The organism is Ruegeria sp. BHSB058 (assembly GCF_059613285.1).
Map to the genome: position 1 here is coordinate 24,448 of NZ_JBXWSF010000023.1, position 20,889 is coordinate 45,336.

Consider the following 20,889-nt stretch of genomic DNA (forward strand, 5'->3'; position numbering starts at 1 on the left):
ATTTGAAACGCTTGAACGGACTGTTGTCCCTAAAAGGGTGGGCACTTTCGCTGGTGTTCGGCATTGGGGCATTGAACGGAGTCCCGGTAGTCGCTGGGAATACTGAGGCTCCTTTTGTAGAACCAGAGGTCATCGAGCCAGCCAAGCGTCATGCCGATTGGCGCGGTTTTTATGCCGGGGGAACGCTGGGGTACGCATTCGGAGGCTCGGATGACGTGGGGCAGCGCGCTCCGAACGGCGATCTGGTGGCGAGCGTGGGCGAACTGAAGCCGGGTGGGTTTAATTATGGCCTCAGGCTCGGGTGGCGAAACAACATCGCATTTCGCAGCCGGTATTATGTTTACGGGGTCGAGTTGGGCTATGAGGCGGGCAGCATCGACGATGATCTGACCACAAACACGCATCAGGCATCAGTCGATGTCAAAAACATACTGTCCCTGCGGCTCAAGGGCGGCATCACCAGCGCGTCTGGAAAGATGCAGTATTACGGTATCGTAGGATATGCGAGAGGCGATATCGACTATGCACTGGCGGGGACGGCTGGCGGTGATACGATTGCCGTGTCGGACAACTCCGATTATGACGGCTACACTCTGGGTCTTGGGATGGAACGCATCGTGGCGGAAAAGGTTCGCCTGACGCTGGAGTATGAATTCACGCAATTCGATTCGATGCGACTGATTGATTCTTCAGGATCCTCGACAGTGGCCACGCCGAGTTATGGCAATCTCAGAGTCGGTCTGAATTACGCATTCTGAGGCCGATTGCTCGAGACCCGCGATTTGAATAAATCGCGGGCTTGTTCAGCCGGGGGGCGGCAAATTTGCGTTCTCGTGCAATTTTTTTTCGTCGGTGCTTGCGCAGTTGCGAGCAATCTGACTACGCTCAAATCAAATGCCAAAACAGGAGAACCTATTGGCCATTGGTGCCCTTACCCCACCGCAAGATGACATGCCCCCGCACGAGGTGCTTGTTGAATTTCCAGACAACAGATTGTTGATTGACCTGTGCGGTGAATATGACCGCAACCTGGCCGAGATCGAGCGAAAACTGTCGATCCAAATCCTTCGCCGCGGGAACCAGCTTGCCATCATGGGCGAGGAAGAAGCTCAGAAGCGGGCGGTGGAAGTGCTGGAGGCGCTTTATGACCGGCTGCAGGCCGGTCGTTCTGTCGAAGCGGCGGATATAGACCGTGAACTGCGCATGGGCGGGTCCGAGACCGGGACTGGCGTTCGCGATGGCGATCAGCTTGAAATGTTCAAGGGCGGCACGGTCGAAATCAAGACTCGAAAGAAGCTGGTTGAGCCACGCACAGATGCGCAAAAGGCTTATGTGCAATCGCTGTTCAACAACGAACTGGCCTTTGGTATTGGCCCGGCGGGGACGGGTAAGACCTATCTGGCCGTGGCTGTCGGCGTGTCGATGTTCATCGGCGGCCATGTTGACCGTATCATCCTCAGCCGTCCCGCCGTCGAGGCGGGGGAGAAGCTGGGATATCTGCCCGGCGACATGAAGGACAAGGTCGACCCCTACATGCAGCCGCTCTATGACGCGCTGAACGACTTTTTGCCTGGCAAGCAGCTCGCCAAGTTGATCGAAGAAAAACGTATAGAAATTGCACCGCTGGCTTTCATGCGCGGTCGTACGCTTTCGAACGCCTTTGTAGTTTTGGACGAGGCGCAGAATGCCACGACCATGCAGATGAAGATGTTCCTGACCCGCTTGGGCGAAGGAAGCCGCATGGTCATTACAGGCGACCGGTCTCAGGTCGACCTGCCGCGTGGGGTACCATCGGGGTTGGCAGATGCGGAACGATTGCTGAAAATCATTCCCAAAATCGGATTCAACTATTTTACCTCCAAGGATGTTGTGCGTCATCCGCTTGTCGCCGCCATTATTGAGGCTTATGAGGCCGACGCCGGGCGAACGACCTCATCCTGATCGGGCAAGGTTTGGCTGGGCCGAAAATGAGGGCATGTGCTGCCAAGGGGGCAGATTTGACGATCGAAGTCACATTGGAAGACCCGCGTTGGGACAATCTCGTGGCTGTCGGCAGCCGCGCCGTCTCGGCTGTTCTGGCGCATCGGGGGCTTGATCCGGAGATTTGCGAAGTCAGCCTGCTGGGATGTGACGACGTCCGGATCCAGGAACTCAACGCCGAATTCCGCGACAAGCCAAGTGCGACTAATGTTCTGAGCTGGCCGGCCGCGGAACTGGCTGCCGAGACACCCGGGGCGGAGCCCGCTGAACCCAGCCCCGACTTTGGTGGCGACATCGCGCTGGGCGATATCGCTATTTCGTACGATACCTGCGCACGCGAGGCGCAGGATGCTGGAAAATCGTTTGAGGATCACGTAACCCATCTGGTGGTACATGGCGTGCTCCATCTTCTGGGATACGACCATGTCCGTGACCCTGATGCCACCTTGATGGAAGGTCTTGAAATCGAAATACTTGGCAAAATGGGCTTGGATAACCCATATACTGGGTAATTAAGGGCTTTGCGGTCCGGTTAATTGGAACGAGAAAATGGGCGATACAGACGGCGGTTCTATGGCGGCGCAAGGCGCGCAATCCGGGAACGGCGACGACATGAGCGAAGAGAAACAGGGGTTTTTGTCCCGCATTATTGATGTGTTCTCTTCCGGCGAAAATATCAGTGACCCCCAAATGAACGGGCAGGCCGCATCAAACTCGCAACCTCGCGGAATGATCAATCTTCGCCGTATGCGGGTCGAGGATGTTGCGATTCCGACTGCGGAAATCGTTTCGGTGCCCAGCACCATCCCGAAAGACGAACTGGTGCAGGTTTTCCGCGACAGCGGTATGACTCGGATACCGGTCTATGAGGGCACGTTGGATACTCCACTTGGGTTCATTCACCTCAAAGATTTTGCCCTGACCCACGGATTCAACGGCGATACGGTCGATTTCGATCTGGCTACGATGCTTCGCCAGTTGCTATTTGTGCCGCCTTCGATGCCAATCGGAGTTCTGTTGACCAAAATGCAGACGGAACGGCGGCACATGGCACTGGTGATCGACGAATACGGCGGCGTCGACGGGCTAGTCACCATCGAGGATCTGATCGAGCAAGTGGTGGGCGAAATTGCTGACGAACACGATGCCGACGAAGATCAACTTTGGTTGCAGGAAAAACCGGGCTGCTATGTCGTTCAGGCCAAGGTTCCGCTTGAGGATTTCGAGGCTGAAATCGGGCGTTCCCTGACCAGTCACGAAGATGTGGACGAAGAAGAAATAGACACACTTGGCGGGCTCGTATTCATGTTGTCCGGCCGGGTCCCGGCGCGGGGCGAGGTGGTCATTCACCCGGAAGGTCCGGAATTCGAGGTGCTTGAGGCCGATCCGCGCAGGATAAAACGACTGCGTGTGATGCTGCCGGACCGCGCCGCATGATCCAAATCGTTCGCTGGCCAATCTGGCTGCGCTATCTGCTGGCCGCCCTCCTCGGGGCGGTCGCTGCGTATGGGCTGGCGCCTTTCGGGTTTTGGGCCGCGACGCTGATGTCGCTTGTAGCCACCTCGGCGCTCTTTTTGTCCGCACGGTCCAAGTGGCAGGCCGCGTTGCTAGGGTGGTTTTATGCCAGCGGTTATTTTGCCCATGCTCTCTTGTGGATCGTCGAGCCGTTCCTGGTGGATGCTGAACGCTATGCCTGGATGGCTCCGTTTGCCTTAATCTTCATGGCGGGCGGCATGGCTTTGTTCTGGGCACCTGCTTTCTGGTTTGCAATGCGTCCGGGCTGGTCCGTGCCTGGTCGGATCTGGTTGCTGGTGATCTACCTGTCGGTCGGAGAGTTCGTGCGCGGCTATTTGTTTACCGGGTTTCCCTGGGCAGGGTTGGCACAGGTCTGGGTGGATACGCCGGTTGCTCAACTTTTGTCCATTGTCGGCCCTTATGGGCTGGGCGCGCTTACATTTGCGGTCACGCTGCCATTGGCACTCCTATTCAAACCGGGCTTTTCCTTTCGCTGCTTGTTTTTTCGCGTGATACCGCTTTTCGCCTTTGTAGTAGTTGCTTTCGTTCACGCGGGAACCCGACCCGAGGTCGTCGCGACGGGTCAGACGGTGCGCATCAATCAACCCAACGCGCCGCAGCATCAGAAATGGGATCCCAACTACGCCCCCATATTCTTCAATCGTCAGATCGAGTTTACGGCCGCTGATCCAAAGCCGGATTTGGTCGTTTGGCCCGAAACCTCGGTCCCGGTCTGGCTGGAAAACGCCGAACCCACCTTGCAGCTTATCGCGGATACAGCAAGAGGTGTTCCGGTTGTTCTGGGCATACAGCGAAGCAAAGACCTGCGTATCTATAACTCAATGGTCGTTGTTGACGAAACCGGCGTTTTGACCGGTGTTTATGACAAGCATCATCTGGTTCCATTTGGCGAATACGTGCCTTTTGGCGATCTTCTGGCGCAAGTCGGGATCTATGGATTCGCCGCCACGACGGGCCAGGGGTTCAGCTCTGGGCCGGGGGCTGCACTGTTGTCGCTGGGCAAACTCGGATCCGCCTTGCCGCTGATCTGTTACGAGGCGGTGTTCCCGCAGGACGTTCTTGCCGCGCCGGAGCGTCCCGCGCTCCTTTTGCAGATAACCAATGACGCGTGGTTCGGAACTCGGTCGGGTCCGCATCAGCATCTGGCGCAAGCAAGGATGCGTGCGATCGAGCAGGGTTTGCCAATGGTCAGATCGGCAAACACGGGCATCTCCGCAATGATTGATCCATTGGGGAAGGTAACAGGTTCTTTGCCCCTGGGCGTTGAAGGATATTTCGACGAAGGACTGGCGGTTGCCTTGGGCCCGACATTCTACTCCCGTTTCGGGAACAGTGTATTCTTTATTCTTTGTCTTGCGCTATTCGCGCTGATTTATCGACGCGAAAGGTCGCGCATGTGCAAAACCGATTGACCACGCAGTCATCGGCGCTTATCTGATGCAGGTCTGTTACAACGGCTTCCTGGCGTGACAGAGTTATTGTCTTAATGGAGCACCTTTATGTCCCGACAGAACTACACATTTACTTCGGAATCGGTTTCCGAAGGGCATCCCGACAAGGTCTGTGACCGCATTTCGGATGCCGTACTTGATGCATTCTTGAACGAAGAACCCGAAGCGCGCGTGGCGTGCGAAACCTTTGCCACCACGAACCGGGTGGTTATCGGCGGCGAGGTCGGTCTGTCGGATCAGGAAAAGTTACATGACTATATGGGCCGCATCGACGAAATCGCGCGCGCCTGTATCAAGGATATCGGCTATGAGCAGGATAAGTTCCATTGGAACACCTGCGAAATTACCAACCTGCTGCATGAACAGTCGGCGCATATTGCGCAGGGTGTGAATGCCTCGGACAACAAAGACGAGGGCGCGGGCGATCAAGGAATCATGTTTGGCTTTGCGACCAACGAAACTTCGGCGCTGATGCCGGCACCCATCCAGTATTCGCACGCGATCCTGCGACGGCTGGCCGAAGTGCGCAAGAACGGTACCGAGCCGGCCCTGGGGCCTGATGCCAAATCTCAGCTTTCGGTTGTCTATCGCGACGGCAAACCGGTCGGGATCAGTTCGCTTGTGCTTTCCACCCAGCACCTTGACGAGTCGCTGACGTCGGATGACATTCGCGACATCGTCGAACCCTATATCACCGAAATCCTTCCCGAAGGTTGGCTGAACGGCAAGACCGCATGGCATGTCAATCCGACAGGAAAGTTCGTCATTGGCGGGCCGGATGGCGACGCGGGCCTGACCGGGCGCAAGATCATAGTTGACACCTATGGCGGCGCGGCTCCGCATGGGGGCGGCGCATTCTCCGGTAAGGATCCGACCAAGGTCGACCGGTCGGCAGCCTATGCAGCACGCTATCTGGCCAAGAACGTGGTTGCCGCCGGCATGGCCGAACGCTGCACAATCCAGCTCAGCTATGCCATCGGCGTCAGCAAGCCGCTGTCGATATACGCCGAAACCTACGGCACTGGCGAAGTCGCGCCCGAAGCCATCGAAAAGGCGATCGATCAGGTCATGGACCTGACCCCGCGCGGGATCCGCCAGCACCTGGGCCTGAACCGGCCCATCTATCAGCGCACCGCGGCCTACGGTCACTTTGGCCGCGAACCAGAGGCTGATGGCGGGTTCAGTTGGGAGCGCACCGATCTGGTGGACGCGCTGACAAAGGCCGTCTGAGCCACCGCACGACAATCAGCGCCCCAACAATGGGGCGCTCTTCAGTTCGATACAAATAATGCGGGGGGCGGGTCTGTCTGGCACTGTATCCCGTCCTTGCATCACGATCAGCGCCACAGTATGGCCAGCGACATGAGCACTGACCATCCCCAACGCCCCCGACGCAATTTCTATGGGCGCTTCAAGGGCAAGACCCTGAAGCCCAGCCAGAAGACCTATCTGAACGAGGATCTGTCCCCGCTCTCGCCCGGCGCGGTGGATTGGGACAGCAATCCCGAACGCTTGCCGCTGGATCTGGATGCCCTGTTTGGCGGCAAACCGGTATGGCTTGAGGTGGGATTTGGCGGTGGCGAGCATCTGGTGCATCAGGCAGAACAGAACCCGGATATCGGTATCATTGGCGCAGAGCCTTTCATCAATGGCGTCGCCATGCTGTTGGGCAAGATCCGTCGTGCGGATGTGTCAAACCTGGCAGTGCATCCCGGCGATGCACGAGACCTGTTCGACGTTTTGCCGAATCAAAGCCTTTCCCGCGCCTTCCTGCTTTATCCCGACCCTTGGCCCAAGAAGCGTCATCACCGCCGCCGGTTCGTTACGCTCGAGCACCTCGAGCCGCTGGCACGTGTGATGAAACCCGGCGCGATCTTCCGGGTCGCGACCGACATTCCAGACTATGTGCGTCAGACATTGGAAGAAGTGCCTAAGGCCGGATTTGAATGGCTGGCGGAACGACCCGAGGATTGGCGCAAGCCATGGGGCGACTGGATTTCCACCCGGTACGAGCAAAAGGCGCTGCGCGAGGGGCGAGTGCCGCACTACCTGACCTTCCGACGCAAAGGGTGATTGTCGCTGGACCCGGTGACATCAATTCGCTAATCCGCAGGGAATGATAGCGCAAAAGGAGCACCCATGTCCGGACACGGCACGCCCATCCCGATGACCTCGCGTCCCTGCGGTCCGTTGACCGGTACCGCCGAGGTGCCTGGCGACAAGTCGATTTCGCACCGGTCGCTGATCCTGGGCGCGATGGCGGTGGGTGAGACAAAGATTTCGGGTCTGCTGGAAGGCGAGGATGTGCTGGACACCGCCAAGGCCATGCGCGCATTCGGGGCCGAGGTGGTCAATCACGGCGGTGGTAACTGGTCGGTGCATGGTGTCGGCGTCGGTGGTTTTGCCGAACCGGATCAGGTGATCGATTGCGGAAATTCCGGCACCGGCGTGCGCCTGATCATGGGCGCGATGGCGACGTGCCCGATCACTGCGACGTTTACCGGCGATGCCAGCCTGAATGGGCGACCGATGGCGCGGGTCACCGACCCGCTGGCGCTGTTCGGAACGCGTGCCGTTGGCCGCGAGGGAGGGCGCTTGCCGATGACCCTCGTCGGGGCCGCTTATCCCGTACCCGTCCGCTATGTGGTTCCGGTGCCGTCGGCTCAGGTCAAATCCGCCGTTTTGCTGGCCGGGCTGAATGCGCCGGGCAAGACGGTCGTGATCGAAAAGGAAGCAACCCGGGACCATTCCGAACGAATGCTGGCTGGCTTCGGGGCCGAGATTACCGTCGAGGACACTGACGAAGGCCGGGTCATCACGCTGACTGGGCGGCCTGAACTGAAACCACAGGTCATCGCGGTACCGCGCGATCCGTCAAGCGCTGCCTTCCCTGTATGCTCCGCACTGATCACACCGGGGTCGGATGTGCTGGTGCCGAATATCGGCCTCAACCCAACCCGCGCCGGTCTTTATTACACATTGCAGGAGATGGGCGCGAACCTGACCTTTGAGAATGAAAGGGAAGAGGGCGGCGAGCCAGTGGCTGATCTGCGCGCGCGCTACTCGCCCGATATGAAAGGCGTCACGGTGCCGCCTGAACGTGCGGCCTCGATGATCGACGAATATCCGGTTTTGTCGGTTGTTGCGGCCAATGCGACCGGGACCACGATGATGGGCGGCGTCAAGGAGCTGCGCGTCAAGGAAAGCGACCGCATCGACGCCATGGCGCGTGGATTGCGAGCCAATGGTGTAACGGTCGAAGAAGGCGACGATTGGTGGACCGTCGAAGGATTGGGCATCGGCGGTGTTCCCGGCGGCAGCACTTGTGAGAGCTTCCTGGATCACCGCATCGCCATGTCCTTCATGGTTCTGGGCATGGGGGCGCAGAACCCCGTCTCGATCGATGACGGCGGGCCGATTGCAACTTCCTTCCCGATTTTCGAACCTTTGATGGCCGATCTGGGCGCCAGGTTGGAACGGGTATGAATTTCAACTGATCTTTCGTTTTGGCCGTTCCATAGCTTCTTCCGGAAATTTTTGGTTATCGCCCCAGAATGTGGCGACTGTGCACCCGGTTTGATTGCGTCGTCGAAATACAAACTCGCGACCTTCATGAAGCAGGACACGCAACCCCATTTTCGAATACCAGCGCATCGCGTGACGCAATTCTGGATCAACCTCTCTAAATTGTCTCATCAGATGCGTCGGGCGAAGAGAGATCAGAATCTCGATGGTCTTGACCCAAAGGAAAACGCGCCAAGGCGGAACGAACGGAGTGTCCAACACCTGATGCTTGTAGTCCCAATTGCGTAGATCGGTTTCTACAACTTTTTTGTCCCTGACGTCTTCGAAAAAAGGTGTCCACCGGTGAGGGGTTGCATAGATGGACATGATTTGATCAGGGTCATACCTCAGTAATTGCCTGAACAATCGCAGGTAGTCTCTATCTCGCTCATCTGCAAAGCCCACGGCAAAGGTGCATAAGCCAATCATGCCGTGAGAACGCAACAGGCGGATCGCCTGCATGTCCTTTTGCGTATTTGCCCCCTTGTTGATCGACAACAAGGTCGCTTCGTCGGTGCTTTCCAGACCCAATAGGAACCGCAAGACACCAGCTTTTTTGTATAACGGCAACAAGTCCCTGTCCCGTACAATATCATCCGCACGAGTGGACCCGATCAACGTAACTTGTACATTCTCGGCGATCAGAGCCTCAAGAAACCTTTTCCATTGCCGGCGGGAAGAGGTCGGATTCTCGTCGGCAAGATTGACCAGTTCGACACCATGTTCACGAGCAAGCCAACCAATTTCCTTGGCTAATTTTTCTGGATCCCGATGGCGCCACTGGGTCCAGAAACCCCTCTGTCCGCAATAGCTACAAAGATGTGGGCAACCACGCGAGAATTGAAGGATGACCGACCTGCGCCCTCCCCAATATGAGTAATCATCGAAATTGATCAGTTCCCATCCAATTCGGTTCGAGTCCAAATCATTGATCATCGGAGCAGGGCGTGTAGACACGGGCTGATTGGAGTTATCACGAAAGGCGATTCCGGCCACCTGTTCCAGATCAGTTCTCAGTTGGATTGCAGCGATCAAGTTAGAAGTGGTCTCTTCGCCTTCACCACGAACAACAAAGTCGATTTGCGGGCACTCGGATAAGACCGAACGCCAATGATACGTGGGATATACACCGCCATAAACGATGACTAGCCCCGGTTTTTGGCGCTTCAACAGCATCGAAAGGGTTTTTACAGTCGGATGTGCGGAACTTGACCCGGAATGGCCGATCAGAACGATGTCTGGCTTGGTCTCGAGCGTACGTTCTACGCATTCATCAAAGCCTAATGGGGCAAGATCGCCGTTAATCAACGTGACGTCGTGCCCGCGGTCAATAAGTGGACCGCCAATACACAATAATCCGAACGGGGGCAGGTTTTCCTTGGGAATTCGGCTTCCAATTGCGGTATGGGGCGGGTGAAGAAGTGTAATGCGCAATTTATCAATGCTCTGCTTTTGGTTGAAACTGTTTCACCTCGTTCCAGGACTTTCAATCGGTTTTTTGCTGTCGGAAAGTTCGAACATGAACTATGCCCATGGCAGGTAGAACGGGATAGAAGATGAGCTTTACAATTGCCATCGACGGCCCCGCTGCGGCGGGAAAGGGTACGATCTCCAAGGGTGTTGCGGCACATTACGGGTTCGCGCATCTCGACACCGGGTTGCTGTATCGGGCTGTTGGACGGCGTGTGCTGACCGGTGAAGACGCTGTTGAAGCAGCACAAACGCTGCGGCCCGAAGACTTGCGGCGCGATGATCTGCGTAGCGCGTATGTGGCCCAGGCGGCATCAAAGGTGGCAGTCATGCCCGAAGTGCGCGCAGCTTTGGTCGAATTTCAACGACACTTTTCCCACCAAGAGGGTGGCGCCGTTCTGGATGGGCGCGACATTGGGACGGTGATCTGCCCGGGAGCTGACGTAAAGCTCTTCGTCACCGCCAGCCCCGAGGTGCGCGCCGAGCGCCGGTATCTTGAACTAACCGCGAAAGGCGAAAATATCACTCGCGAACAGGTGCTTGCGGATGTCAGGGAACGTGATGCGCGGGACATGGGGCGCAGCGAAGCGCCGATGAAACCTGCCGATGATGCCGTGCTGCTGGACACATCCGAGTTGAGCATCGAAGAGGCTCTGGAGCGCGCCATTGCGGTGATCGACAAAAAGATGCCCGCGAAAACCTAGGCTTTCGCGGGCAATTGCCGGAGTGAGTGGAACTGGCACCGGCAGCGCGGGATTACAGTTCGCCCACGGCGACGTGCTTGATCTGCGCCCATTGATTGTCGGCTGTCGTTGCCGTGGCTGCCACGTCTTCGAGGAACTTCTCACGGGTTGCGGTGTTCAGGAACAGAAAGAGCTTGCCGTCAGCCAGAACATATTGATCCGGATCGCCGTCGAACTTCTTGCCAACCGAGACACCGTAAGAGCAGAACCCGCCATGCTGCGGCAAGTAGGCTGCCGGGTTTGCCTGGAACGCGTCGAGGTTTTCTTCGGAGGTGAAATAATAGGACGCGCCGTCATATGTGGCGGAATGGGTGGCGAAGCCTTCGACCGGGTTGCCACTGGTGACCAGCGCAACCAGGTCCACACCATGCGCCGCAAGCGGGGCGCCACCTGCCGAGATGCCGTTTGAGACGTTGATCTCGTCTGCGGCAAATGCGGGTGCGGCGGCCAAGGGCAGGGCGGCGATGAGGGCGATGAGTACGAGCGATTTCATTGTTGATTTTCCTTGTTGATGAATGTGTTTCCGGGCCGGTTCTGGCCGGTATGACGAAGGTAGGGACAAAAAATCGGACGTGTTATCGCAGATAGACCGCAAGACATTGCCGATCGTTCGGGAAATGGGACGATCCTGTCGTGAATTTGATCACCAAGCTTTGAATCGTTTGATCGGGCATGCCGGCCTAGACTGTACGGAAATGAACCGGAGTTCCCGAATGATCCGCCTTGCCGCCATCCTGATATGCCTTGCCAGATTCTGTGTCGCACAGGAGGAAACCGCCCCAAACACGGAACCACCCATGACTTATGAAGAACTGGGACGCATCATCTTTACGCTGGACCCGGAGGCAAAACCGCAAGGCCCCGGGTTTCAGATGATGGTCGCCGATGTTCCGGTTTTGGTGATTACCGACATAAATGCGGACCGGATGCGCGCAATGGTTCCGATCCGCAACGCGGCGGACGTATCGCCCGACGATATGCGCCGCATGATGCAGGCCAATTTCGACAGCGCCCTTGATGCCCGCTATGCCATCGCAAACGGAACCTTGTGGGCGGTGTTCATTCACCCGCTTTCCCCGCTTGAAAAGAATCAGTTTATCTCGGGCCTTGGGCAGACGGTGAATATCGCCAAGACCTATGGCACACTCTACACCGGGGGTGCTGTGCAGTTTGGCGGCGGCGACAGCAACGATCTTCAGCGCACTCTGATCGACGAACTCCTGAAAAAGGGAGAAGAACTCTGATCTACAACGCAGATCCCTCACGCAGTTTGTCCTGCTCGTCGGGCGTGGGGGTGTGGTTGAAGACAAAGGCGGTGCGACAGGCCTCTTCGCCGCCCAGTGCCTCGATCTTGCGACGTTGATCGGCAAAAGCGCGGGCGTTGACGTCGTCCGGATCGCAGATAATGCGCAAACGGCGCTCGCCTTCGGCCAGCGCGGCGCGGACGTTTGGGTCATTTTCCCCGTCCATGGCGCGGTTCACCAATTCATGCGGGTCATATTTCAGATCAAAAAGTTGGGGCGGATGGCCGACATAGTGGACGTATTTCCACCGGTCCCAGCGCACCATGAAGGTGCCGGTCTTTGACCCGCCATCATGGTATTCGCTGAACCCGGTTCGATCCGGATCGTAAGGCGTATTGGCAATGTGGCGCAGGGATTTGCCGGGTTGGGTCACGTTGTTCTCGTCGTCAGCGATGCCACAGACCTCGCGAGCGGTTGCGGCGATATCGGTCAGGTTGGTGCAGGTAGAGACCCTGTGGCCAGCTGGCACTCCCGGCCCCGCCGCGATCATCGGGACCCCCGCGCTGGCTTCGTACATCACCTGTTTGGTCCAGAACCCCTGATCTCCCATCATGTCACCGTGATCCGAGACATAGACCACAACGGTCTTGTCAGTCTGCCCGCTGTCTTCCAGCGCCTTCAGTACATGGCCTGCGCAATCATCCATGAACGAAGTCAGCCCGTAATAGGCCGCCTTGGCCTCACGTACTTTCTGTTCATCGAAATAGTCTCCGTAATTGAAGAACCCGGCAATATTTTGCAGCTCTTCGTGGTCCACCGGGCGGGCTTCATATCCTACAGGCATGTCCATTCGCGCTGGATCATAAAGCGCATACCATTCCTCGGGGCAGGTCAGGGGATAGTGTGGGCTGACCAGTGACACGAAAGCGGCCCAGGGCTGTTGATGACGATTGGGATCCTTCAGCCAGCGTTCTGCTGCGGCTGTGATATCGCGGTCATAGTCGGTATAGGTGCTTGTGCCGACACCCACATCTGCCGCCAATTCGGCGGCAGAGTCGTAGGGAGGAGGGTTTTCGCGCAACAGCCCGACAGCCCAACCTACGCCACCCACCACATGCATCGGCAGGATCTCCTGTGAAAACCCGTTGTCATCCTCGCCTGAGCGGAAGTGAAGCTTGCCAATGGAAATAACTTCTCTTCCGCAATCGCGCAGCTGTCGCATCCAACTGCGTGGCTCCCCGGCATAGGGCGTGGCGCTGTCCCAGTGGCCCGTCCTGTGCACCCAGTCGCCAGTGGCCAATGCCGCGCGGGTCGGCACACACATCGGAGAAGGGGTATAGGCCGCCTCGAACATCGTGCCCCGCGACGCAAGTGCATCAAGATTTGGGGTTTGCACGAACGGATGACAGGCGCATCCCATTGCGTCCTTGCGATGCTCATCCGAAATGATGACGAGAAAGTTCAGGTTATCGGGCATCCCATTTCCTTGTTAATCGTGAAAGCATTCCGGCCAAGACACAGTGTTGCGCGACCAACCGCGTCACGAAAGCCGTTTTTGGCTTTTTCCTTGCGGGGTGCGGACAGACCCGTTATAGAGCGCGCGTCGACAAGGCGATTTGAGCCATAGAAAAAAGAGACGAGCAGGGTCGGGACAACCGGCCCTCTTTGTTTTATGGCACGAAACCGGGTCGCCTGACCAACTCCAAGACCGGCGGAGACAACCGCTCGGCCAGAAAAATCGATGTGAAAAGGAAAACAACGCCACATGGCTAACGCAACCATGGAGGAATTCGAAGCCCTCCTGAACGAAAGCTTCGAAATGGACACCCCCGAAGAGGGTTCGGTTGTCAAAGGCAAGGTTCTGGCGATCGAAGCCGGCCAGGCCATCATCGACGTAGGCTACAAGATGGAAGGCCGCGTCGATCTGAAAGAATTCGCAAATCCCGGCGAAGCCCCTGAAATCACGGTTGGCGACGAGGTCGAAGTCTTCCTGCGCGCCGCCGAAAACGCCCGCGGCGAGGCCGTCATCTCGCGCGAGATGGCCCGCCGTGAAGAGGCATGGGACCGCCTGGAAAAAGCATATGCCGACGATGCACGCGTCGAAGGCGCGATCTTTGGCCGCGTCAAAGGTGGCTTTACCGTCGACCTGGGTGGCGCAGTTGCGTTCCTGCCCGGCTCGCAGGTTGATGTCCGCCCCGTGCGTGATGCCGGCCCGCTGATGGGTCTCAAGCAGCCGTTCCAGATTCTGAAGATGGACCGCCGCCGTGGCAACATCGTCGTGTCGCGCCGCGCCATCCTGGAAGAATCGCGTGCCGAACAGCGCGCTGAAGTCATCGGCAATCTGTCCGAAGGCCAGAACGTGGACGGCGTCGTCAAGAACATCACCGAATACGGTGCGTTTGTTGACCTGGGCGGTGTTGACGGGCTGCTGCACGTCACCGACATGGCGTGGCGCCGTGTTAACCACCCGTCCGAGATCCTGACGATCGGCGAAACCATCAAGGTTCAGGTCATCAAGATCAACAAGGAAACCCACCGCATCAGCCTGGGCATGAAGCAGCTGCAGGAAGATCCGTGGGATCTGGTTGGCGCCAAATACCCGCTGGGCTCGGTTCACAAAGGCCGTGTCACCAATATCACCGATTACGGCGCGTTCGTCGAACTCGAAGCTGGTGTCGAAGGTCTGGTGCACGTCTCGGAAATGTCCTGGACCAAGAAAAACGTCCATCCTGGCAAGATCGTTTCGACCAGCCAGGAAGTCGACGTCATGGTTCTGGAAATCGACGGCGCCAAGCGCCGCGTGTCCCTGGGCCTCAAGCAGACGATGCGCAACCCGTGGGAAGTGTTCGCGGAAACTCACCCCGAGGGAACTCAGGTCGAGGGCGAAGTCAAGAACATCACCGAATTCGGTCTGTTCATCGGCCTCGAAGGCGACATCGACGGCATGGTCCATTTGTCGGATCTCAGCTGGGACGAGCGTGGCGAGGATGCCATCCAGAACTATCGCAAGGGCGATGTCGTTCAGGCGGTCGTCTCGGAAGTGGATGTTGAGAAAGAGCGTATCTCGCTGTCGATCAAAGCCCTGGGTGGTGACAAGTTCGCCGAAGCCGTTGGCGGCGTGAAGCGTGGCTCGGTTATCACCGTGAACGTTACCGCGATCGAAGATGGCGGCATCGAGGTGGAATACGAAGGCATGAAGTCCTTCATCCGCCGTTCCGACCTGAGCCGTGACCGCGCCGAACAGCGCCCCGAGCGCTTCTCGGTAGGTGACAAGGTTGATGTTCGCGTCACCAACGTCGACAGCAAGACCCGTCGTCTGGGTCTGTCGATCAAGGCACGCGAGATCGCCGAAGAGAAAGAAGCCGTGGAGCAGTACGGTTCGTCGGACTCGGGCGCGTCGCTGGGCGATATCCTGGGTGCAGCGCTAAAGTCGGGCGACTAAGCCCGCAACGCCTGACGGTTATCAAATTGCGGCCCCGTGCATCTGTGCGGGGCCGTTTTTGTTGCGAATCAACGCGTTCCGTTTCTGCATGTGCAAAGGCCCCACTATCGGGAAACAGGTGTTAATTCGCTGATGGATGGCGAAAATTTGTGTTTTCGGGCCTCAAATTGAAGCGTCCGCGCAAAGACTCTGCGTTCCCCCGCCACAGGTTTTTCCCTATACTCCCAACCAAATAGAACAAAACAACCCGTGACCTGGGAGGGTATTCCGAATGATCCGTTCCGAACTGATTCAAAAAATCGCCGATGCAAACCCGCATCTTTATCAGCGTGATGTCGAGCGGATCGTGAATACTATCTTTGAAGAAGTGACTGACGCCATGGCCCGCGGCGACCGGGTTGAACTGCGCGGGTTCGGCGCGTTTTCGGTGAAAAAACGGGACGCGCGGATTGGTCGCAATCCCAGAACCGGCGAAACCGTGCAAGTGGAAGAAAAGCACGTGCCCTTCTTCAAGACCGGCAAGCTGCTTCGCGATCGATTGAACGGAAAAGCCTGAACATATGATGCGTTACATTCGCTATGCCTTTTTGGCCGCACTTGGGATCGTTTTGATTTCTGTGTCGCTGGCCAACCGGGCACCTGTCACCCTGAAACTCATCCCCGATGATCTGGCTGATCTGTTGGGTTTCAACTTTACGCTGTCGTTGCCGCTGTTTCTTGTGGTTCTGGGCGGCGTTGTTGCCGGGCTGGTGATCGGATTCATCTGGGAATGGCTGCGCGAGCACAAACACCGCCGTCAAGCCGATGTGAAGCACCGCGAAGTGCGCAAGCTTGAGCGTGAGGTCTCCAAGCTCAAGAAGCAGAAGAACGAAGGCAAGGACGAAGTTCTGGCCCTGTTAGAAGAGACCAGTTAAGGGTCATTCATGCCCGACCAAGTCAGCGTGAAAATCTGCGGTCTGACCGCGCCCGAACATGTGCGCGCCGCCGTTACGGCTGGTGCGCGCTATGTCGGCTTCGTGTTCTTCGAAAAATCGCCACGTCACCTGATGTCAGAAAAAGCGGCGAAGCTTGCCGCCGAAGTACCTGCTGGTGTGGCCAAGGTGGCATTGGTGGTAAATGCCTCGGATGAGGAACTGGACCGGATCACCGGCGCTGTGCCGCTCGACATGTTGCAGCTGCATGGCAAGGAAAGCCCCGACCGGGTGACCGAGATCAAAGGCAGGTATGGCCTGCCGGTCATGAAGGCGATCGGCATCGGGGACGAGACGGATTTGTCGCAAATTGATCTGTACTCGGATGTAGTCGACCAACTGCTTATAGACGCCAGGCCGCCGAAGAATGCGGTGTTGCCCGGCGGCAATGGACTGGCATTTGATTGGCGGCTGTTGGCGGGGCGTAAATATTGGCGGCGCCCCTGGATGCTGGCGGGTGGTCTGTCGCCCGAAAATGTGGGCGAGGCGGTGCGGATGACAGGTGCGCGTCAGGTCGATGTGTCCTCCGGGGTGGAATCTGCCCCAGGCGTCAAGGATGCGGGCCTGATTCAATCCTTTATCAAGGCAGCCCACCGTTAATACCTGCGCAAATGTCGTGACATCGGGTGTCGCTGTTTGACAACCTGATTGGCTTCATCGCCTGACAAACCCGGTTTTGGATAGCAATTCGAATTGCCTTGGCTTGCTCTCATCGCGCTGGCGCTCTAGGACAGGTAAAACCCAACAGAGGGCGCGACACATGGCAAACGATCTTTTCAATTCCTTCATGTCCGGTCCGGATGAAAACGGCCGCTTTGGTATCTTTGGCGGTCGCTTTGTCAGCGAAACCCTGATGCCGCTGATCCTGTCGCTGGAAGAGGAATATGAAAAGGCCAAGGTCGACCCCGGTTTCTGGGCCGAGATGGATGATCTCTGGGCCAACTACGTGGGCCGTCCGTCACCGCTCTATTTCGCCGAGCGACTGACCGAAGAACTTGGCGGCGCAAAGATCTATATGAAACGCGACGAATTGAACCACACCGGTGCGCACAAGATCAACAACGTGCTGGGTCAGATCATTCTGGCGCGCCGCATGGGCAAGACCCGGATCATCGCGGAAACCGGCGCGGGGCAGCACGGCGTGGCCACTGCCACGGTCTGCGCCAAGTTTGGACTGAAATGCATCGTCTATATGGGTGCGCATGATGTGCGCCGTCAGGCACCAAACGTGTTCCGCATGCGCCTGCTTGGGGCCGAAGTGATTCCGGTGACATCAGGCCGCGGCACTCTGAAAGACGCGATGAACGACGCCCTGCGCGATTGGGTGACAAACGTGCGCGATACGTTTTATTGCATCGGCACCGTGGCCGGACCACACCCCTATCCGGCGATGGTCCGCGACTTCCAGTCGATCATCGGAAAGGAAGCCAAGGAGCAGATGATGAAGGCCGAGGGCCGTCTGCCCGACACAATCATTGCCGCCATCGGTGGTGGTTCGAACGCGATGGGCCTGTTCTATCCGTTCCTCGACGACAAATCGGTCAGCATCATCGGGGTCGAGGCGGGCGGCAAAGGTGTCGACGAAAAGATGGAGCATTGCGCCTCGCTAACCGGCGGCCGTCCGGGCGTATTACACGGCAACAGAACCTATCTGCTGCAGGATGACGACGGCCAGATCCTCGAAGGTTATTCGATTTCTGCCGGTCTCGACTATCCCGGCATCGGGCCGGAGCATTCCTGGCTGCATGAGGTCGGCCGCGCCCAATATGTCTCGATCACCGACAAGGAGGCGCTTGACGCGTTCCAGCTGTGCTGTGCCACCGAAGGCATCATTCCCGCGCTGGAACCCAGCCACGCCTTGGGCCACGTGATCAAGATCGCGCCTGATCTGCCCAAGGATCACATCATCTGCATGAACATGTGTGGCCGGGGCGACAAGGATATCTTTACTGTCGCCAAATACCTGGGCTTCGATATGTCCGACACCGAAGGCCGCGACGCGGATTGATCGGTCAAACCACGCGTAATACGCGACAAATGGAACTTCGGAACCGAGGTTCCGTTTGTTTTGTCCGGGCCGTTGCTGCCTTGCGAACCCGTGATGACTACACCGGTGCCCGTTGCGCGATCAGTATCGACAGGGGCACAATGTCCAGTGCCCGTTTGTGCGTGGCTTCCAGATTGACTCTGGGGGCACAGCCCTCGTCATAGGCTTGCAGGAACCGCGCGGCGCACAAACACCAGCTGTCGCCCGCTTTCAGCCCCGGAAAGTGGAACTCTGGCCGGGGCGTGCTCAGATCGTTGCCTACGTATTTGGAATAGGCCAGAAACTCGACCGTCATCACTGCACACACGGTATGGCTGCCATGGTCTTCGGTGCAGGTATTGCAGACACCATCCCTGAAAAAACCCGTCAGGGGATCATCCGAACACGGGGCCAGTTCGCCATCGAGAACGTTGATGCTTTCGCTTTTGATCATACGCCCAGTCTACAGGCTTTCAGCGATCTTGCGGAACATTTCGATATTTTCTTCGTTCACACCTTTGTCACGAAACTTGCGATCAGCTCCGGTAGTGACGATCACGACATCCCGCGCCTGATCGATATACAGGTATTGCCCGTAAACCCCACGTCCCAGAAACTCGCCTTCGTGTGCGCCGACGGGAATCCACCATTGATACCCATAGCCGATTTTTCCCGGTTCAGTGGGTGCGGTCGGAACTGTGGAGGCCTTGATCCATTCGGCGGGAACGATCTGCTGTCCGTTGTATTGCCCGTCTTGAAGGATCATCTGCCCGAATCGGGCAAAATCGCGAGTGGTAAAATTCAATCCGCCCAACACAAAGGCGGTGCCGGAACCATCGGTGATGTAATAGCCGTCATGTTCCAGCCCAAGCGGCGCGATGATCCTTTCAGCCATCAATTCGCCAATGCTGCGACCCGTTGCGCCCCGGATTACCATGCCGATGACATGGGTATCGATGGACACGTATTGCCAGGTCTCGCCCGGCTCTGCGAAGCGTTCCGTGAAGCTTGCCGTGAAATCGTCCAAAGTGCCGCCCAACGCCACCACGCGCCCCATCCGGTTGATGTCCGAGCTTTTGTCCAGATAGTCCTCATCAAACGTGACGCCGCTTGCCATATTCAGAACGTTGCGGATCGTGGTGCCGTCATAGGCGGTGTCGACCAGATCGGGCACGTATTTGGTAACCGGATCGTCGATCGAGGCAATGGCGCCTTCCTCCAGCAGAATGCCGAACAAGGCAGAGAGATAGCTTTTTGCAATTGACCAGGAAATTCGCCGGTCCTCGGCGCTGGTACCCAGATAATACTCTTCGAACCGCACCTTGCCGCCCTGCAGCACCAGCAGCGACGTCACCGCCCGTTCATCAATCCAATTCTCCGCGCCTTGCGGCAGTTCATATTCATCGCCATGAGGCAGCTCGACAGTCGGTCCGTCGCCGCGCGGCAAAGGCGCCGTCAGAAACGCCGCATCCATATGAGAGAAATTGTCAACGATTTTTTCCTCGGAGAACAGTGAATTCACCGCCATCAGCCGCAGAATTTCTTCCCGCTTCCAAAATCCCACGACTGTAGCCGCCAGAACGAGCGCCAGCAAAACGCGGCCTAGCCATTTTCCGATATTGCGCATCTCGAATTCTCCCTCAAGTGACCATTGCATCGCCATCTTGCGCGTGAGGCAATCGCAACGTTGCGGAAGGCAGGGAACTTACCTGAACTTGTTCAGCAGCCTTTGCATCGGTGACAAAGCTTCGTCCTGCTTTTCGTCCTGCGATTCGACTTGCTGCCGTGGATCGGTCTTTGGTTTGGGTGTCGTCGACGAGCGTGGCGGTGCAGAGCGCAGAGACACCGCATTCATGAACTTGCCGCCATCTTCTTCGGCCAGATGGTGCGCCCCGTCCGATACCCCACGCAGGACGTTCTCCAACCAGTCCTGATCGGCCTTGGCAAAATCGTGCAGGACATAGCCCGACACCAGTTCCTTGCGCCCCGGATGACCGATGCCCAGACGGACGCGGTCATAGGCCGCTCCTATATGGTCATGGATCGAGCGTAGGCCATTGTGCCCTGCATGCCCGCCGCCTGCCTTGACCCGCACCTTGCCGGGAGCCAGATCCAGCTCGTCATGCAGCACGGTCACATCTGTCGAGTCCAGCTTGTAGAAACGCATGGCCTCGCCCACCGACTGGCCCGAACGGTTCATGTAAGTTTCCGGCTTGAGCAGAATGACCTTTTCGTTGCCCAGCCGCCCCTCGGCAATCTGGCCCTGAAACTTTGACTTCCACGGCCCGAAAGCATGATCCTCGGCAATGCGATCCACCGCCATGAAACCGATATTGTGCCGGTTCCGGGCGTATTTCTGTCCCGGATTTCCCAATCCGACAAAAAGTTTCATTCCGGCACCCCACATGATTGTCGTGTTTGCCGGTCTAGATGCCCCGAAATACGTCGAGAATCCAGATCGA

General features: G+C 57.5%; 21 protein-coding genes and 1 riboswitch. Of the genes, 15 read left to right on the forward strand and 6 right to left on the reverse strand.

All coding sequences use genetic code 11. The features are described from left to right. Positions 1-2: 2 nt before the first annotated feature. From AC2FNB_RS08280 to aroA, 8 genes are all read left to right on the forward strand, one after another. Positions 3-758 carry an outer membrane protein gene (locus AC2FNB_RS08280; RefSeq protein ID WP_496745619.1) on the forward strand — a complete coding sequence of 252 codons (756 nt, stop codon included), beginning with the start codon at positions 3-5 and terminating at the stop codon, positions 756-758. Between the two features lie 157 nt (positions 759-915). Then, positions 916-1,941, forward strand: a complete 1,026-nt coding sequence (locus AC2FNB_RS08285; protein ID WP_480747901.1) for a PhoH family protein — start codon at positions 916-918, stop codon at positions 1,939-1,941. A 56-nt stretch (positions 1,942-1,997) separates the two neighbouring features. Continuing rightward, positions 1,998-2,492 carry an rRNA maturation RNase YbeY gene (gene ybeY / locus AC2FNB_RS08290; RefSeq protein WP_480747900.1) on the forward strand — a complete coding sequence of 165 codons (495 nt, stop codon included), beginning with the start codon at positions 1,998-2,000 and terminating at the stop codon, positions 2,490-2,492. A 37-nt stretch (positions 2,493-2,529) separates the two neighbouring features. Continuing rightward, on the forward strand, positions 2,530-3,417 hold the full coding sequence (locus AC2FNB_RS08295) for a hemolysin family protein (RefSeq protein ID WP_480747899.1): 888 nt from the start codon (positions 2,530-2,532) through the stop codon (positions 3,415-3,417). After that, the gene (lnt, locus tag AC2FNB_RS08300; RefSeq protein ID WP_496745621.1) at positions 3,414-4,928 is read left to right on the forward strand and encodes an apolipoprotein N-acyltransferase; all 1,515 of its coding nucleotides are present in this window, start codon (positions 3,414-3,416) and stop codon (positions 4,926-4,928) included. Before AC2FNB_RS08295 ends, lnt begins: the two co-directional genes overlap by 4 nt. A gap of 30 nt (positions 4,929-4,958) precedes the next feature. After that, positions 4,959-5,010, forward strand: a riboswitch (SAM-SAH riboswitch). A gap of 5 nt (positions 5,011-5,015) precedes the next feature. Next, the gene (gene metK, locus AC2FNB_RS08305; protein ID WP_496745623.1) at positions 5,016-6,197 is read left to right on the forward strand and encodes a methionine adenosyltransferase; all 1,182 of its coding nucleotides are present in this window, start codon (positions 5,016-5,018) and stop codon (positions 6,195-6,197) included. Between the two features lie 132 nt (positions 6,198-6,329). Further along, positions 6,330-7,040 carry a tRNA (guanosine(46)-N7)-methyltransferase TrmB gene (gene trmB / locus AC2FNB_RS08310; RefSeq protein WP_496745624.1) on the forward strand — a complete coding sequence of 237 codons (711 nt, stop codon included), beginning with the start codon at positions 6,330-6,332 and terminating at the stop codon, positions 7,038-7,040. Between the two features lie 66 nt (positions 7,041-7,106). Further along, a complete protein-coding gene (gene aroA, locus AC2FNB_RS08315; RefSeq protein WP_496745626.1) occupies positions 7,107-8,453 on the forward strand; it encodes a 3-phosphoshikimate 1-carboxyvinyltransferase in 1,347 nt (448 codons plus the stop codon). A 3-nt stretch (positions 8,454-8,456) separates the two neighbouring features. Here the strand turns inward: aroA and bchE are convergent, their stop codons facing one another. Further along, positions 8,457-9,965, reverse strand: coding sequence for a magnesium-protoporphyrin IX monomethyl ester anaerobic oxidative cyclase (gene bchE / locus AC2FNB_RS08320; protein WP_496745628.1), 1,509 nt, complete (start codon positions 9,963-9,965; stop codon positions 8,457-8,459). 122 nt (positions 9,966-10,087) lie between these two features. On the opposite strand from bchE, the gene AC2FNB_RS08325 reads away from it, so the two are divergent. Beyond that, positions 10,088-10,705: a (d)CMP kinase gene (locus AC2FNB_RS08325; RefSeq protein ID WP_496745630.1), complete on the forward strand. Its 618-nt coding sequence runs from the start codon at positions 10,088-10,090 to the stop codon at positions 10,703-10,705. 52 nt (positions 10,706-10,757) lie between these two features. On the opposite strand, the gene AC2FNB_RS08330 is transcribed toward AC2FNB_RS08325, so the two are convergent. Then, positions 10,758-11,237, reverse strand: coding sequence for a YHS domain-containing (seleno)protein (locus AC2FNB_RS08330; protein ID WP_496745632.1), 480 nt, complete (start codon positions 11,235-11,237; stop codon positions 10,758-10,760). A gap of 220 nt (positions 11,238-11,457) precedes the next feature. On the opposite strand from AC2FNB_RS08330, the gene AC2FNB_RS08335 reads away from it, so the two are divergent. After that, entirely contained in the window at positions 11,458-11,988 is a 531-nt protein-coding gene (locus AC2FNB_RS08335; protein ID WP_480747890.1) for a polysaccharide deacetylase family protein, read from the forward strand. A gap of 1 nt (position 11,989) precedes the next feature. Here AC2FNB_RS08335 and AC2FNB_RS08340 read toward each other — a convergent pair whose 3' ends face one another. Further along, positions 11,990-13,465, reverse strand: coding sequence for a sulfatase family protein (locus AC2FNB_RS08340; protein ID WP_496745634.1), 1,476 nt, complete (start codon positions 13,463-13,465; stop codon positions 11,990-11,992). A gap of 288 nt (positions 13,466-13,753) precedes the next feature. Between AC2FNB_RS08340 and rpsA the strand changes: the two genes are divergently transcribed. The 5 genes from rpsA to trpB all read left to right on the forward strand — a co-directional run bounded on the left by rpsA (position 13,754) and on the right by trpB (position 18,409). Then, entirely contained in the window at positions 13,754-15,430 is a 1,677-nt protein-coding gene (rpsA, locus tag AC2FNB_RS08345; protein WP_480747888.1) for a 30S ribosomal protein S1, read from the forward strand. Positions 15,431-15,701: 271 nt separating this feature from the next. Further along, a complete protein-coding gene (ihfB, locus tag AC2FNB_RS08350) occupies positions 15,702-15,986 on the forward strand; it encodes an integration host factor subunit beta (RefSeq protein ID WP_480747887.1) in 285 nt (94 codons plus the stop codon). A 7-nt stretch (positions 15,987-15,993) separates the two neighbouring features. After that, positions 15,994-16,344, forward strand: a complete 351-nt coding sequence (locus AC2FNB_RS08355) for a lipopolysaccharide assembly protein LapA domain-containing protein (RefSeq protein ID WP_480748086.1) — start codon at positions 15,994-15,996, stop codon at positions 16,342-16,344. A 9-nt stretch (positions 16,345-16,353) separates the two neighbouring features. Continuing rightward, positions 16,354-17,001 (forward strand): phosphoribosylanthranilate isomerase, encoded by a 648-nt coding sequence (locus tag AC2FNB_RS08360; RefSeq protein WP_496745635.1) that lies wholly within the window; start codon positions 16,354-16,356, stop codon positions 16,999-17,001. Between the two features lie 160 nt (positions 17,002-17,161). Beyond that, a complete protein-coding gene (gene trpB, locus AC2FNB_RS08365) occupies positions 17,162-18,409 on the forward strand; it encodes a tryptophan synthase subunit beta (protein WP_496745637.1) in 1,248 nt (415 codons plus the stop codon). A 97-nt stretch (positions 18,410-18,506) separates the two neighbouring features. Here trpB and AC2FNB_RS08370 read toward each other — a convergent pair whose 3' ends face one another. From AC2FNB_RS08370 to pth, 3 genes are all read right to left on the reverse strand, one after another. Further along, positions 18,507-18,881 (reverse strand): DUF2237 family protein, encoded by a 375-nt coding sequence (locus AC2FNB_RS08370; RefSeq protein ID WP_496745639.1) that lies wholly within the window; start codon positions 18,879-18,881, stop codon positions 18,507-18,509. 9 nt (positions 18,882-18,890) lie between these two features. Further along, positions 18,891-20,054: a serine hydrolase domain-containing protein gene (locus AC2FNB_RS08375; RefSeq protein WP_496745640.1), complete on the reverse strand. Its 1,164-nt coding sequence runs from the start codon at positions 20,052-20,054 to the stop codon at positions 18,891-18,893. A 78-nt stretch (positions 20,055-20,132) separates the two neighbouring features. Further along, entirely contained in the window at positions 20,133-20,819 is a 687-nt protein-coding gene (gene pth / locus AC2FNB_RS08380) for an aminoacyl-tRNA hydrolase (protein WP_480747882.1), read from the reverse strand. Between the last annotated feature and the right edge of the window lie 70 nt (positions 20,820-20,889).

Excerpts from the sequence above, each read along its gene's own strand:
- AC2FNB_RS08295 (WP_480747899.1), top strand. The coding sequence starts at position 2,530 with ATGGGCGATACAGACGGCGGTTCTATGGCGGCGCAAGGCGCGCAATCC.
- lnt (WP_496745621.1), top strand. The coding sequence starts at position 3,414 with ATGATCCAAATCGTTCGCTGGCCAATCTGGCTGCGCTATCTGCTGGCC.
- metK (WP_496745623.1), top strand. The coding sequence starts at position 5,016 with ATGTCCCGACAGAACTACACATTTACTTCGGAATCGGTTTCCGAAGGG.
- trmB (WP_496745624.1), top strand. The coding sequence starts at position 6,330 with ATGAGCACTGACCATCCCCAACGCCCCCGACGCAATTTCTATGGGCGC.
- aroA (WP_496745626.1), top strand. The coding sequence starts at position 7,107 with ATGTCCGGACACGGCACGCCCATCCCGATGACCTCGCGTCCCTGCGGT.
- AC2FNB_RS08325 (WP_496745630.1), top strand. The coding sequence starts at position 10,088 with ATGAGCTTTACAATTGCCATCGACGGCCCCGCTGCGGCGGGAAAGGGT.
- AC2FNB_RS08330 (WP_496745632.1), bottom strand. The coding sequence starts at position 11,237 with ATGAAATCGCTCGTACTCATCGCCCTCATCGCCGCCCTGCCCTTGGCC.
- AC2FNB_RS08335 (WP_480747890.1), top strand. The coding sequence starts at position 11,458 with ATGATCCGCCTTGCCGCCATCCTGATATGCCTTGCCAGATTCTGTGTC.
- AC2FNB_RS08340 (WP_496745634.1), bottom strand. The coding sequence starts at position 13,465 with ATGCCCGATAACCTGAACTTTCTCGTCATCATTTCGGATGAGCATCGC.
- rpsA (WP_480747888.1), top strand. The coding sequence starts at position 13,754 with ATGGCTAACGCAACCATGGAGGAATTCGAAGCCCTCCTGAACGAAAGC.
- ihfB (WP_480747887.1), top strand. The coding sequence starts at position 15,702 with ATGATCCGTTCCGAACTGATTCAAAAAATCGCCGATGCAAACCCGCAT.
- AC2FNB_RS08355 (WP_480748086.1), top strand. The coding sequence starts at position 15,994 with ATGCGTTACATTCGCTATGCCTTTTTGGCCGCACTTGGGATCGTTTTG.
- AC2FNB_RS08360 (WP_496745635.1), top strand. The coding sequence starts at position 16,354 with ATGCCCGACCAAGTCAGCGTGAAAATCTGCGGTCTGACCGCGCCCGAA.
- trpB (WP_496745637.1), top strand. The coding sequence starts at position 17,162 with ATGGCAAACGATCTTTTCAATTCCTTCATGTCCGGTCCGGATGAAAAC.
- AC2FNB_RS08370 (WP_496745639.1), bottom strand. The coding sequence starts at position 18,881 with ATGATCAAAAGCGAAAGCATCAACGTTCTCGATGGCGAACTGGCCCCG.
- AC2FNB_RS08375 (WP_496745640.1), bottom strand. The coding sequence starts at position 20,054 with ATGCGCAATATCGGAAAATGGCTAGGCCGCGTTTTGCTGGCGCTCGTT.
- pth (WP_480747882.1), bottom strand. The coding sequence starts at position 20,819 with ATGAAACTTTTTGTCGGATTGGGAAATCCGGGACAGAAATACGCCCGG.